Here is a 13,468-nt window from a genome sequence, read left to right as displayed (position 1 = left end):
TCATACAAGGCCAGTATCGACAACTGATTTTTTGTGGTGTTCGACACGGGGTGTTGTATGCGGAAGGCCGCGACTCGGGAGGAGCGTTTTGGCAAGCGCATTGGCCAAGCGTTGGCGGAAGCTCGTAACGCGGCAGAGATGACGCAAGAGCAAGTTTCAGAAAGACTGGGCGTCAATACGGAGACGATCAGTCGATTCGAGCGTGGTCACACGCTGCCACCGCTCGGTCGCCTTTTCGAGTTGGCGTCGCTTTATGGGGTGTTACCGGAAACGCTGGTGGCTGGCGGGGCAGGGCGTGCCCTTGATCCCGGTCTTGACGTGTCGCTTCTGATCAACGAGCTTCCCGAAGACGATCGCGAATTCATCAGGAACTGGGTCGCTGCGATGTGCGCTCGCCTTTCTCGCGCGAAGAAAGCACGGAGATGATCGACATTGGCAGCCTCACATCAGCAGCATCTGAGCTGTCCCGCCTGCTTCCCAGCGCGTGACGAGACGCTTCAAATGGCGGCGAGGTTAATGGTTTTTGGCTTGTTAAATGCGTTATGTGGAAATAACCCTGATCCACGTAGCGCTAGGCAAGCATCGGCCCACAATGCGTCGGGTTGCCACCATAACGCCTGCCGCGACTGCCAAAAGGCTCGAACTTCCTTTTCATGGCGAGTTCCCTTGAATTCGGCGAGCGCAGCTCTGACGCCGTCTTGGCGGCACATAGCCAGAAACGATTGCTTCACCAGCCTGTGCAAATCTGCTTCTCCCTGACTGAGATCAGCGAAATGGAACCTCGTAAATCGGTTTGGTAGACTCTCAAGTTCCCAGAGACGAAGACCGCGCATCTTCCTTCCACGAATCTCGACACGCACCATGTCCGGTGCATCACGATTGCGGTGCACTTGTCTGATGGCGTTCTCGCGCAAGTTTTCGCTTTTGTCGCTGTTTTTAGCTAAGCTGCGAATGGCCGCGTCAACCTGTTCCACGCGTTTGTCGTAAACTGCGGATAGGTAATCGCTGCTTACGCTACCAAAATTGTATGTCTCAATACGAGCACAACCGTTGATACGTTTTCCAAAAATCGTTCTACGCTGCGAGTTGCTGTAGCTGACCAGCATGCCGTCGAGATTCGCGTAAAGGACGTCGACTGCTAGGTCGATCCGATTCAGCAAAGGATTCGACCAAAGCTTCCGCTGCTTGGCGCCGATCAACTCCGCTATGACGTCGTGGAGATATTCAGAATCTCCGTCACGAAATTTCGCAGGATTGACTGAAATCCGAATACCCCCGTTCTGGCGTTCCGGTTGCACTGCTCCGATCTGGACGAATGCAGAGCGTTTCGGTTCGAAGGGGATGAAAAGATTCTCGATATACCGGTTTCCGTTAGGATATGCGCGATTGCATACCCCTTGGGCAATCGCATCGCGAATGCGTTCTCGAACTGGAGAAAGCAGCCGATTTTGCTCTTCTTTTGTAGAGTCGGCAGCCCACTGCAATACAAAAGCAAGGTTGTCAATGACAGGTTTTTGAACAACAGGAAGCGGGTTCTTCATACCTTCAATAGTCAATGTGAACTTCACTAGTCAATGTGAATTCTGTCTGGATCGATCTCTATCCTAATGGAGGAGAGAAATGTCATCTTGTTGGAGTCTGTATTTTCTCGCCGATGCCAACATTGCTGTTACCCGTTATTAGAGCTGTTACCCCCTTATTAAAGCTGTTACCCCCTTATTAGAGACTGGCGGAGGTGTCAAAGAGGATCGAGATACGTTAAAATCGAGAAAGATGTCATTAAGGGCCAAGAAGCGGCCTAGATACATTTGACAGTTGATCGCATTTGACAGTAAAACGTTGGAATGGTGTTGCTATCAAAAGCCGGGAGAATTGCGAGAAGCGACGCTCCCGACGTTCCTATTAGCGGGCTTCGATCCGGTCTCGCACCCAAGCTTCGATCGAGGAGGTCGACCACCCGACGCATCGCGCCGTCAATCTGATGCTTCGCGGGAATTTACCTTCGCGCATGGCTGCGTAAATTGTTGAGCGCCCAAGACCGGTCCGGCGCTTCACATCAGGCAGCCGAAGAATCGAGAATTCGTTTGGTTCGACATTTCTTGCGTTGTGAGTCATTCGTACCTCAGGATATTGACAAAAGTCGGTCACCCCCAAGCGGGGTGGTCTTACTTTTGTATTTACTGAAGCAAAGCCGATTCACGCTTCGGAATGTCGAAAATTTTCTCGGGCGGTACTTTTGATTCTCGCAAGCGGCCCCCGTGGTTCACAGAGAGCACTTCGTCGTATACATCGCGCGCGATGTATACGCGCGCGCATAAGATCGACTAGTAGGAGGCAGCTAAGCGCGCCAGATTCACCGGCAGCACCTGAGCACCGTCGCGCAATGCGTCGAGCATGTTCGCCCAATCCTGCATCATCTTCGCTCGGCCTTCGAGGTGTTCCGCCTGGTTATAAGTCCGTCGTACTCTATTTTGTTCAACGTGTGCGAGTTGCCGTTCAATCCAATCGGTCGAATAGTTCAATTCGTGCAAGCGCGTGCTGCCGGTTGTGCGTGTTGCGTGCGGACTGTATTTCCCAGACCAACCTAAAGATTTCAACGCTTGGCGAAGAGCGGGGGTAGTCATGGGCTTTGATTTGTCATCGCGATGCGGAAATACGTACCGGCGATTACCCGTCATTCCGTGAATCACGCGCAGCATTTCCACTGCTTGGCGCGGCAACGGAATCACGTGACGTTTCCGCATTTTCATGCGAGCGGCCGGTATGCGCCAAATGCTAGCGTTGAGGTCGAATTCCGCCCACTCTGCTTCGATGACTTCACCCGGCCGACACAGGGTCATCCACATCAAGCGGAACGCTATGACCGTTTGAAAGTTTCCGTCATATCCATCAAGATCGCGCAAAAGCTCACCGATTTCAGCCGTTGTCAGGGGGCGCTTGTGCTGCGTCTTGTTCGTAGGTAACGCTCTGCGAATCGGGTACACCGGATCAGTTTCCGCTCGCAGTGTGGCGACCGCAAATTCAAACACGCCGGATATGGAACGTTTGGCTTCTGCCGCTACCGTAGGTCCATTTTTTTTGGCGGCATTTTGAAGAAGGTCCAACAATATGGGCGAAGTGATAGATCGGATTGGTAGCTTCCCAATCGACGGAAACACGACCCGCGCAAACATGTCAAGACGTCGTGCTTTTGTCTCTGCCTGCCAGTCTTTCAAATCCAGCCACTCTTTCGCTACTGCCTCGAACGTCGTGGCATTTTCGAGAATCCGGTTCGCCTTTGCCGCTCGACGATCTTGGACGGGGTTCACGCCTTGCTTAACTAGCTCGCGTACACGTTCGCGCTCCCTCCGGGCATCAGAGAGGCTTATGTGGGGATAAGTACCGAGGGTGTAGATGCCCGCCTTTCCGTCGATTTCGAAGCGGTATCGCCATACTCCCGCTCCTTTCGCCTTTACTTCTAAATGCAGTCCGTTACCGTCGGAGAGTCGAGTCGGCCTCAGTATCCCAGCCGCGTCGACTTCAGGTCTGGCGTTTCGGCACTGTGTATCGTTCAGCTTGGGCATGGTTCCGGCGGCGTATACGGTTTGTTTGGGAACAAGCGCTCATTGTATACGGCTTTTTATGCGGAACGCACTCGGATGCGGGTGGAAGGCTTCGAACGACCTTACACAACAGAACCCGCTCCGCGCGGGCTTTGGGCGGACTCTGCAGAACCTGTCGGATTTCGTTGGACGTTTGTCGTCAGTTAGACGTTGAACAGGAAGTTCATCACGTCGCCGTCGTGCACGACGTATTCCTTGCCTTCCGCGCGCATCTTGCCCGCTTCCTTCGCGCCTTGTTCACCCTTATAGGTGATGAAGTCATTGAAAGAGATCGTCTGAGCGCGAATGAAGCCACGCTCGAAGTCGGTGTGAATCGCGCCCGCCGCTTGCGGCGCAGTGTCGCCGACATGGATCGTCCACGCGCGCACTTCCTTCACGCCGGCCGTGAAGTAGGTCTGCAGGCCGAGCAGCTTGAAGCCTGCGCGGATCACCCGGTTTAGCCCCGGTTCGTGCATGCCCATGTCGGCGAGAAACACTTCCATGTCGGCTTCGTCGAGGTCGGCGATTTCCGCTTCGATGGCCGCGCACACGGCCACCACCGGCGCGTTTTCGGTCGCCGCGAACTTCGTGACCGCGTCCAGATGCGGGTTGTTTTCGAACCCGTCGTCCTTCACGTTCGCGACGTACATGGTCGGCTTCGCCGTGATGAGGCAGAACGGCTTGAGCGTCGCCTTTTCCTCGTCCGTCAGATCGAGCGCGCGGACCGGCCGGGCCTGGTCCAGCTGCGCGCGTACCTTTTCGAGCACGGCGGCGTTCTTGATGGCTTCCTTGTCGTTGCCCGACTTGGCGGCCTTCGAATAGCGCGCGAGCGCCTTTTCGACGGTGGCAAGGTCGGCCAGCGCCAGCTCCGTATTGATCACTTCGATATCCGACAGCGGGTCGATCTTGTTTGCCACGTGAATCACGTTGTCGTCTTCGAAGCAGCGCACTACGTGCGTGATCGCATCCGTTTCGCGAATGTTCGCGAGGAACTGGTTGCCGAGGCCTTCGCCTTTACTCGCGCCCGCCACAAGACCGGCGATGTCGACGAATTCCACCACCGCCGGCAGAATGCGCTCGGGCTTGACGATATCGGCGAGCGCCTTCAGACGCGCGTCGGGCACCTCGACGACGCCCACGTTCGGCTCGATCGTGCAGAACGGGTAGTTTTCGGCGGCGATGCCCGCCTTGGTCAGCGCATTGAACAGAGTGGACTTGCCGACGTTGGGCAGGCCGACGATGCCGCATTTGAGGCTCATGGGAATCCTTCAGTGAATCAGTAAGTTGCGTGATGCGCTCGACGCCGTGTGCGGATTCGGGAAGCCAGCGCGCCTCTGGCGGCGCGGCAATCGTGGCGGAGCGGGACAAGTCACGGAATCGGGGCGTTGGCTCAACGATTGCGTGCGAGTTTTCACGGAAAACGCAATTGTAACCCGTTCGGATCGGCTTACCGGTGCGGCGGCGCGAAAGCCAGAAGGGCCGGGCGGCGGTCGCGATCCCGCCAGCACTACGCTGCTCACAGGCAAAAGCCGGTTCAGGGAACGCGCATGAATCATCCTGTGATGGGACGGCAAATTCATGCCCCTGTGCGACGCGGAGGGCGCGCTTGCGTCGGCTGCGCCGCAGCCTGCGCGACGCGACTTTCGGGCCGCAGACGCCACACCCGCCGATCCGTCCCCCGCGACCCCCGCAGCTATAATGCGCGAATGAACGCACATCACCAGACCTTTGACGCCGCCGTGATCGGCGGCGGGCTCGTCGGCAAGACTGCGGCGCTGGCGCTCACGCAAGGCGGCCTGCGCGTGGCGCTGCTCGCGCAGCCGTGCGCGGCCCTGCCCGCGGGCGCCGGGTACGACTCGCGCGTCTACGCGTTGTCCGCGAGTTCGCAGGCGTTGCTGGAGCGCTTGCGGGTCTGGCAGGCGCTCGATCTGTCGCGGCTCGGGCCCGTCTACGACATGCGCGTGTACGGCGACGCGCATGCCGAGCTGCATTTCTCAGCGTTCCAGGCGTCGGTGCCGCAACTGGCATGGATCGTCGAATCGTCGGTGATCGAGCGCGCGCTGGATGCGGCGCTGCGCTTTCAGCCGAATCTCACCTGGATCGACGCGCGCGCTCAGGCGTTGGACTTCACTGCGCGAAGCGCGAGTGTGGGTCTCGCGAACGGCCATGTCGTCGAAGCCGATCTGGTGGTCGGCGCGGACGGCGCGCATTCGTGGGTGCGCGCGCAGATCGGCTCGAAGGTGATTCGGCGCGATTACCGGCAAACCGGCGTGGTCGCCAACTTCAAGGCGAGCAAGCCGCACGGCGAAACCGCGTACCAATGGTTCCGCGATGGCGAGATCATCGCGTTGTTGCCGATGCCGGACGGTCATTTGTCGCTGGTCTGGTCGGCGCGCACCGAGCATGCCGCGCAGTTGCTGGCGCTCGATCCGGCCCAACTCGCCGCCGAAGTGGAACGCGTGAGCGCCGGCCAGTTCGGCGTGCTCGACTGCGTAACACCCGCGCAAGGTTTCCCGCTCGCGTTGCAAACCGTGGACCGGCTGGTCGCGCCGCGCGTCGCGCTGGTCGGTGATGCCGCGCATCTGATTCACCCGCTCGCGGGCCAAGGCATGAACCTGGGCTTGCGCGACGTCGCGGCGCTCGCCGACACGATCATCGGCAAGGAATCGTTCCGCGATCTCGGCGACATGGTGCTGCTGCGCCGCTACGAACGTGCACGCCGCGAAGACATCCGCGCGCTGATGATCGCCACGGATGGCCTGCAAAAACTCTTCGCCGTCCCCGGTCCGCTCGCCAAGGCGCTGCGCAACAGCGGCATGGCTTTTGTCGGCGCGCAGCCGTTCATCAAGCGCTGGCTGGTGTCGGCCGCGCTCGGCTGAAGCGCGGCGCCGGCGGCGGTCATTGGCAACACAGGTATCATGAACGCATCGACACCGCTCCAGCCGGACCGGACATGTGACACACCGCGCAGGACGCGCGCTCGAAATCAGGAATTCAGCATGAAAAAGACCTTCGGCATGATGGCCGGCGCGCTCGCAATCGCCGCCGTCGCGTTCGGCTGCTTGGCACGGGCCGACCAGACCACCGACAAGCTCAAAGCCACACTGCAGTCGCGTTTGGCCGACGTGCAGATCAAGGGCATCACGAAGTCGCCGATCGCCGGGCTGTACGAGGTGAACCTCGGCACGCAAATCGTGTATAGCGACGCGAACGGCGATTACCTGGTGCTGGGCGATATGGTCGACGCGAAGACGCGCAAGAATTTGACCGAAGCGCGTTTGTCGGACAGCAACCGGATCGATTTCGCGAGCCTGCCGTTTGCAAACGCGGTGAAGGTCGTGCGCGGCAACGGCGCACGCAAGATCGCCGTGTTCTCGGACCCGAACTGCCCGTATTGTAAGCAGCTCGAAACATCGATGAAGTCGCTCGACAACGTAACGGTCTACACGTTCCTGTATCCGGTGCTGTCGCCGGACTCGACGGCCAAGTCGAAGTCGATCTGGTGTTCGGCGGATCGCGCGAAAGCATGGCTGTCGTGGATGCAGGACCATCAAGCGCCCACCGCCGCCGCTACCTGCGACACCGCCGCGATCGACAAGAACCTGGCACTCGGCCGCGCGATGAACGTGGAGGGCACGCCCACCGTATTCCTCGCGGACGGCCGTCGTCTGCCGGGCGCCGTGCCGGCCGAGCGGCTCGACAAGGAAATGTCCGCAGTGCATTGAGCACGCGGCACAACCAGAACGAGGAGGCGCGCAGGGCGCCTCTTTTCACATCAAGCGGGTACTTTTCCCGCCCCCCACCTCAAATCGCCGCCGATGAAGCCGATCCGCTACACCATCGTTCCGAAGCAACCCGCCGCCCACCTGTTCGAAGTGACCGTGACCGTGGCCGATCCCGATCCGGCCGGCCAGCGTTTCATGCTGCCGGTATGGATTCCGGGCAGCTACATGGTGCGCGAGTTCGCGCGCAACATCGTCACATTGCGCGCGGTGAACGACGCGGGCCGCAAAGTGCGCGTGGAGAAAACCGACAAGCACACGTGGCAGGCCGCACCGGTCAAGGGCGCACTGACGCTGCGCTACGAGGTGTATGCGTGGGACCTGTCGGTGCGCGCCGCACATCTGGACGATACGACCGGGTTTTTCAACGGCACGAGCGTCTTTCTGTTGCCGCTCGGGCATGAGCAAGCGCAGTGCGTGGTGGATATCCAGAAGCCGGCGGGCGCGGCGTATCGCAACTGGCGCCTCGCGACCGCGCTGCAGGAAGCGCGCGGCACGAAGCGCTACGGCTTTGGCGAGTACTGCGCGCAGAACTACGACGAGCTGATCGATCACCCGGTCACGCTGGGCCAATTCGAGCTCGCAACGTTCGATGCGCATGGGGTGCCGCACGACATCGTGATCGCAGGGCGCGTGATCGGGCTGGACATGGCACGTCTGTGCGCAGACCTGAAGCGCATCTGCGAAGCGCAGATCGCATTGTTCGAGCCGAGGTCGAAGAAAGCGCCAGTCGATCGCTACGTTTTCATGACCCAGGCCGTCACCGACGGCTATGGCGGGCTGGAGCACCGCGCGTCGACGGCGCTGATCTGCAATCGCGGCGACCTGCCGGTGCAAGGCCGCGACGCGATGAGCGAAGGCTACCGCACCTATCTCGGTCTGTGCAGCCACGAATACTTCCACACGTGGAACGTGAAGCGCATCAAGCCCGCCGTGTTCGCTCCCTATGACCTGAGCGTCGAAAATTACACGTCGCTGCTGTGGCTCTTCGAGGGCTTTACGTCCTACTACGACGACCTGACGCTGGTGCGCAGCGGCCTGATTTCGCGCGACGACTACTTCGGCATGCTCGGCAAGGTAATCGGCGGCGTGCAGCGCGGCAGCGGGCGACTGAAGCAAAGCGTCGCCGAAAGCTCGACCGACGCGTGGGTCAAATACTACCGGCAGGACGAGAACGCGCCGAATGCGATCGTCAGCTATTACACCAAGGGCTCGCTCGTCGCGCTCGCGTTCGATCTGACGATCCGCGAGCAGACCGGCAACCGCAAATCGCTCGACGACGTGATGCGTCTGCTGTGGCATCGCTTCGGCCGCGACTTCTATCGTGGCAAAGCGGTCGGTGTCGAGGAGAGTCAGATCGAGGCGATTTTCGCGGAAGCGACCGGCGCGCAGCTCGGCGAACTGTTCGCGCAGGCCGTGCACGGCACCCGCGATCTGCCGCTCGACGCGCTGCTCGCGCCGTTCGGCGTTTCGCTCGCGCCGGAATTCGACAAGAACGGCAAGCCGTCGCTCGGCGCGCGGCTGCGCGGCGGCGCGGATTGCACGCTGGCAGCGGTCCATGAAGGCAGCGCCGCGCAGAAAGCGGGACTCTCGGCCGGCGACGTGCTGATCGCGCTCGACGGCCTGCGTGTGACCGGCTCGAATCTTGACGGCCTGCTCGCGCGCTATCGGCCGGGCGCGAAAGTCGAGGTCCACGCGTTCCGCCGCGACGAACTGCGCGCCACGCAAGTCAAGCTGGACGGGCCTGAGGCCGCGCGCTACAAGCTCGCCGTCAGCGACAAGCGGCCGGCTGCGCGCAAGGCGCTCGATCGCTGGCTGGCAAGCTGATCGTAATCGACGCCGTAATGAATTAACGGACGAGCGTGGCGGATTGTCCTATCAGTGCAACAATCCGTCGCCGTCGGAGGGCTTTTTCCCGCGCCGGTAAAAAACCACAATGGCTCAACTCGCGCAACATTGCGCGCCCCTACTGGAGTCAACCATGACCACGATCCTGCAAATCAACTCGGCAGCCCGCTCGCAAGGCGCCAACTCGACGCTGCTCGTCAACGAGCTGACCGAAAAGCTGCAACAGTCGAATCCGGGCGCGCGAGTCGTCGTGCGCAATCTGCAAGCTGAACCGCTGCCGCACCTGGACGACGCCGTCCTCGGCGCGTTCTTCACGCCGGCCGACCAGCGCACCGCCGAGCAAGCCGCGATCGCCGCGCGCAGCGAAGCGCTGATCGCCGAACTGCAAGCCGCCGATATCGTCGTGATCGGCGCGCCGATGTACAACTTCGGCATCTCGTCGCAGCTCAAGACGTATTTCGACTTCATCGCGCGCGCCGGCATCACGTTCCAGTACACGGCGAACGGCCCTGAAGGTCTCGTGAAGGGCAAGAAGGTTTATGTCGTGTCGGCACGCGGCGGCAAGTACCTCGGTACGCCGAACGACAGCCAGACGCCGTATCTGCAGAGCTTCCTGGGCTTCCTCGGCATGACCGACGTGAACTTCATCTACGCTGAAGGCCTGAACATGGGCGCGGATGCAGCGGACGCAGCGCTGGCTGCCGCGCGCGAGGCAATCGCCGCTGCGTAAGGTGTTGCCGCTTCAATTGCGGTTGATAGCGGTGCAATGAAATCCGCCACGAACGTGAGTTCGTGGCGTTTTGTTATTGGGGCGCCGATCGCGCGGTTACGCGAGCATTTGCGCCTGGTCGGGCAGACGCCAGTCGATCGGTGCGCGGCCGTGCTGCACGAGATATTCGTTGGCCTTCGCAAAATGCCCGCAGCCGAGGAAGCCGCGATGCGCGGACAGCGGCGACGGATGCGGCGCCTCCAGCACGCAATGCGATTTGCCCTGTAGCAGCGCGCGCTTGGCTTGCGCATGGGCGCCCCACAGCATGAACACGAGCCCCTCGTGGCGCATCGCTAGTTCATGGATCAGCGTGTCGGTGCACTTTTCCCAGCCGCGTTTCGCGTGACTCGCGGCGTTGTTGCGCTCGACGGTCAGCACGGTGTTCAGCAGCAGCACGCCTTGCTTCGCCCAGGTGTCGAGGCAGCCATGGCGGGGCGGCTCATGGCCGAGACTCGCGGTGATTTCCTTGAAGATGTTGCGCAGCGACGGCGGCGTGCGCACGTTCGGCGCGACGGAAAACGCGAGCCCATGCGCTTGCGGCGTGCCGCGGTCTTCGCCGTGATAGGGATCCTGGCCGAGGATCACCACTTTGACTTCGTCGGGGCTTGTCAGGCGCAGCGCGCGAAACACGTCGGCGGGATACACGGTTTTGCCCGCCGCGCGCTCGTCGTCGACGAAGCGGCAGAGCGGCGCGTACGTGTCGCTTTCAATGAACGGCTGCAGATGCGTGCGCCATGCCGGCGGCAGTGCGGCGAACTGGGCCTCAAGCGTCGGCTCAGCGTTGGCGCTCGGCGGCGCGGCGGTCGTGTCACCGGCCGGTGGGTATGCGACATCGCCGAACAGGGATGCCTGAGACGGGTCGCGGCGGTTTCGGGAAGCAGAGGTCATGGCGGGGGAGTGTCGCAGCAAACGCGCTCTGACTCAAGGTTCGGCGATGTGCGCTGTGGCAGGCCGCTCAATCCGCGCGCAGCCGATAGCCGCGCTGCGCCTTGCTCATGTTGTCTGGCGCGAGGCCGGCTACCTCCTGGCTGAGTTGCGCGGCGAGCTCGTGCAGCGCGGCTTCGTCGCCGGATTTCAGTTCGAGTTCGACTTCGGAGATCGGCGCGCGGCGGGTCTCGCCGTCGACCTGGGCCAGCACGTCGCCCTGGTCGATCGCGGCTTCGATTTGCGCGCCGTCTGCGTCGACAAGCCAGAGCGTGCGGGTGAAGTTGGTGCGGAACAGTTCGATCAAGGTGGGCGCCGCCTTGCGCAGTGCATCGGCTGCGGACGGCTCGTCGCAGGCGCGCAGCAACGCGTCGATCTCCAGCTTTTCCTCGGCCACCGGCATTTCCCATTCGTGCCGGCTGTGCAAACCGTTATTCGCATTGCCCGCGGTCTTGAAGGTTTGCAGCCAGCCGTCCGGTGTGTGACGCAGGCGCAGCGCGCTCCTGGATGTCGCCAGCGTGAGCTGCGGCGTATCGAAGTAGATGTTCACCAGCTTGACCGGGCGTCCCTCGACTCCGGTCCGCGCGACGAACCATCGCGTCGCGGTTTGCAACTGGCTGGCCGGCAGCGCCAGTTTGATTTCGCGTTCCATGCCCATGATCTGCTTCGCTCGCTTGCTTGCTCGCGCGTTACGCCGCGCCGTGCCTAGAAAAACATCCGCGCCAGTTCGACCCCAGGCTCGTCCGCGCGCATGAACGCTTCGCCGACCAGGAACGTATGCACGTTCATCGCGCGCAGGCGTTCGACCTCGGTGCGCGACAGAATGCCCGACTCGGTGACGACGATCCGGTCGTCGGGAACCAGGTCGAGCATGCCGATGGTGGTGTCGATGGACGTTTCGAACGTGCGCAGATTGCGATTGTTGATGCCGATCAGCGGCGTCTTCAGCGTCAGCGCTTCGTTCAGTTCGTCCCGATCGTGCACTTCGACCAGCACCGCGAGACCGAGCGAATGCGCGAGCGCTTCGAGATCCTGCATCTGCGCGGTGTCGAGTGCGGCGGCGATCAGCAGGATCGCGTCGGCGCCCATCGCGCGGGCTTCGACGATCTGGTACGGATCGATGATGAAGTCCTTGCGCAGCACCGGCAGCTTGCACGCGGCGCGCGCCTGCTCGAGATACGCGACGCTGCCCTGGAAGAACTGCACGTCGGTCAGCACGGACAGACAGGCCGCGCCGTGTGTCTCATACGAATGCGCAATCGCGGCCGGGTCGAAGTTCTCGCGCAGCACGCCTTTGGACGGGCTCGCCTTCTTGACTTCGGAAATCACCGCGGCCAGACCCGCCGTATGCTTGGCGCGCAACGCGCCGACGAAATCGCGGATATCGCGCGACGATGCTTCAAGGCGCAGTTCTTCGAGCGGCGCACTCTGTTCGGCCGCGCGGACTTCTTCGCGTTTGACCGCGATGATGCGGTCGAGGATGTCGCTCATAAGTGTCTCGCTACGTTGATTGCTGCTTGATCACTGCTTGAATTGCTGCGTGAAGCGGATCAGGTCTTCCACCTTTGCGCGCGCCTTGCCGCTGGCGATCGCTTCGCGCGCGAGGTGAATGCCGTCCGCGATGGATGACGCCACGTTCGCCGAATAGAGTGCCGTGCCCGCGTTCAGCGTGACGATTTCGCGCGCGACGCCAGGCTTGTTCTCCAGCGCCTCGAGCAGCATCGCTTTCGATTCGCTCGCGTCGGCCACTTTCAGCGTGCGGTTGGACACCATCTGCATGCCGAAGTCTTCCGGATGAATCTCGTACTCGCGCACCTCGCCGTCGCGCAACTCGCCGACTTGCGTGGCCGCGCCGAGCGACACTTCGTCCATGCCGTCCATGCCGTACACGACCAGCACGTGTCTTGCGCCCAGGCGCTGCATTACGCGCACCTGAATCCCGACCAGGTCCGCATGGAACACGCCCATCAACTGGTTCGGCGCGCCGGCAGGATTGGTCAGCGGGCCGAGAATGTTGAAGATGGTGCGCACGCCGAGTTCGCGGCGCACGGCGGCGATGTTCTTCATCGCCGGATGATGATTGGGCGCGAACATGAAGCCCATGCCGGTTTCAGCAATCGATGCCGCCACCTGTTCCGGTTGCAGATCGATATTCACGCCGAGCGCTTCGAGCACATCCGCGCTGCCGGACCTGCTCGACACGCCACGATTGCCGTGCTTCGCGACCTTCGCGCCCGCGGCCGCCGCCACGAACATGGTGGCGGTGGAAATGTTGAAGGTGTGCGCGCCGTCGCCGCCGGTGCCGACGATATCGACGAAGTTCGAGTTGTCCTGCACGTCGACGTGCCGCGCAAATTCGCGCATCACCGTGGCCGCGGCGGTGATTTCGCCGATGGTCTCTTTCTTGACCCGCAAACCCGTGATGATCGCAGCCGACATCACTGGCGAAAGCTCGCCGCGCATGATGAGCCGCATCAGATGCAGCATTTCGTCGTGGAAAATTTCGCGGTGTTCGATGGTCCGCTGCAGCGCTTCCTGGGGCGTAATCGACATGGCTTCGTCTC

At 61.5% G+C, this 13,468-nt stretch carries 13 protein-coding genes; 5 read left to right on the top strand and 8 right to left on the bottom strand.

Annotated features, from left to right (window positions below; genetic code table 11):
• Positions 1-57 precede the first annotated feature (57 nt).
• Complete coding sequence (locus tag ABQJ48_RS23605) at positions 58-426, top strand: helix-turn-helix domain-containing protein (RefSeq protein ID WP_367840424.1); 369 nt, start codon at positions 58-60, stop codon at positions 424-426.
• Positions 427-497: 71 nt separating this feature from the next.
• Here the strand turns inward: ABQJ48_RS23605 and ABQJ48_RS23600 are convergent, their stop codons facing one another.
• From ABQJ48_RS23600 to ychF, 4 genes are all read right to left on the bottom strand, one after another.
• Positions 498-1,556, bottom strand: a complete 1,059-nt coding sequence (locus ABQJ48_RS23600) for a hypothetical protein (protein ID WP_367840423.1) — start codon at positions 1,554-1,556, stop codon at positions 498-500.
• Positions 1,557-1,902: 346 nt separating this feature from the next.
• Positions 1,903-2,115 carry a helix-turn-helix transcriptional regulator gene (locus ABQJ48_RS23595; RefSeq protein ID WP_367840422.1) on the bottom strand — a complete coding sequence of 71 codons (213 nt, stop codon included), beginning with the start codon at positions 2,113-2,115 and terminating at the stop codon, positions 1,903-1,905.
• Positions 2,116-2,324: 209 nt separating this feature from the next.
• On the bottom strand, positions 2,325-3,563 hold the full coding sequence (locus ABQJ48_RS23590; RefSeq protein ID WP_367840421.1) for a tyrosine-type recombinase/integrase: 1,239 nt from the start codon (positions 3,561-3,563) through the stop codon (positions 2,325-2,327).
• A gap of 182 nt (positions 3,564-3,745) precedes the next feature.
• Positions 3,746-4,840 carry a redox-regulated ATPase YchF gene (ychF, locus tag ABQJ48_RS23585; protein WP_367840420.1) on the bottom strand — a complete coding sequence of 365 codons (1,095 nt, stop codon included), beginning with the start codon at positions 4,838-4,840 and terminating at the stop codon, positions 3,746-3,748.
• A 447-nt stretch (positions 4,841-5,287) separates the two neighbouring features.
• Between ychF and ABQJ48_RS23580 the strand changes: the two genes are divergently transcribed.
• The 4 genes from ABQJ48_RS23580 (at position 5,288) to ABQJ48_RS23565 (ending at position 9,941) form a co-directional block, all read left to right on the top strand.
• Entirely contained in the window at positions 5,288-6,460 is a 1,173-nt protein-coding gene (locus ABQJ48_RS23580) for a UbiH/UbiF family hydroxylase (protein WP_367840419.1), read from the top strand.
• A 120-nt stretch (positions 6,461-6,580) separates the two neighbouring features.
• On the top strand, positions 6,581-7,306 hold the full coding sequence (locus ABQJ48_RS23575; RefSeq protein ID WP_367840418.1) for a DsbC family protein: 726 nt from the start codon (positions 6,581-6,583) through the stop codon (positions 7,304-7,306).
• A 93-nt stretch (positions 7,307-7,399) separates the two neighbouring features.
• Positions 7,400-9,190 (top strand): M61 family metallopeptidase, encoded by a 1,791-nt coding sequence (locus ABQJ48_RS23570; RefSeq protein ID WP_367840417.1) that lies wholly within the window; start codon positions 7,400-7,402, stop codon positions 9,188-9,190.
• A gap of 154 nt (positions 9,191-9,344) precedes the next feature.
• Complete coding sequence (locus ABQJ48_RS23565) at positions 9,345-9,941, top strand: FMN-dependent NADH-azoreductase (RefSeq protein WP_367840416.1); 597 nt, start codon at positions 9,345-9,347, stop codon at positions 9,939-9,941.
• A gap of 96 nt (positions 9,942-10,037) precedes the next feature.
• Here the strand turns inward: ABQJ48_RS23565 and ABQJ48_RS23560 are convergent, their stop codons facing one another.
• From ABQJ48_RS23560 to trpD, 4 genes are all read right to left on the bottom strand, one after another.
• Positions 10,038-10,868 carry a uracil-DNA glycosylase gene (locus tag ABQJ48_RS23560; RefSeq protein WP_367840415.1) on the bottom strand — a complete coding sequence of 277 codons (831 nt, stop codon included), beginning with the start codon at positions 10,866-10,868 and terminating at the stop codon, positions 10,038-10,040.
• Positions 10,869-10,935: 67 nt separating this feature from the next.
• Positions 10,936-11,562, bottom strand: coding sequence for a CYTH domain-containing protein (locus ABQJ48_RS23555; RefSeq protein WP_367840414.1), 627 nt, complete (start codon positions 11,560-11,562; stop codon positions 10,936-10,938).
• A gap of 47 nt (positions 11,563-11,609) precedes the next feature.
• Entirely contained in the window at positions 11,610-12,395 is a 786-nt protein-coding gene (gene trpC, locus ABQJ48_RS23550; protein WP_367840413.1) for an indole-3-glycerol phosphate synthase TrpC, read from the bottom strand.
• A 30-nt stretch (positions 12,396-12,425) separates the two neighbouring features.
• A complete protein-coding gene (gene trpD, locus ABQJ48_RS23545; protein WP_367840412.1) occupies positions 12,426-13,457 on the bottom strand; it encodes an anthranilate phosphoribosyltransferase in 1,032 nt (343 codons plus the stop codon).
• Between the last annotated feature and the right edge of the window lie 11 nt (positions 13,458-13,468).

Source organism: Paraburkholderia suaedae (assembly GCF_040812055.1).
Taxonomy (GTDB): domain Bacteria; phylum Pseudomonadota; class Gammaproteobacteria; order Burkholderiales; family Burkholderiaceae; genus Paraburkholderia.
Note: the sequence above shows the minus strand (reverse complement) of the source record. Positions and strands in the feature narration are given on the sequence as shown.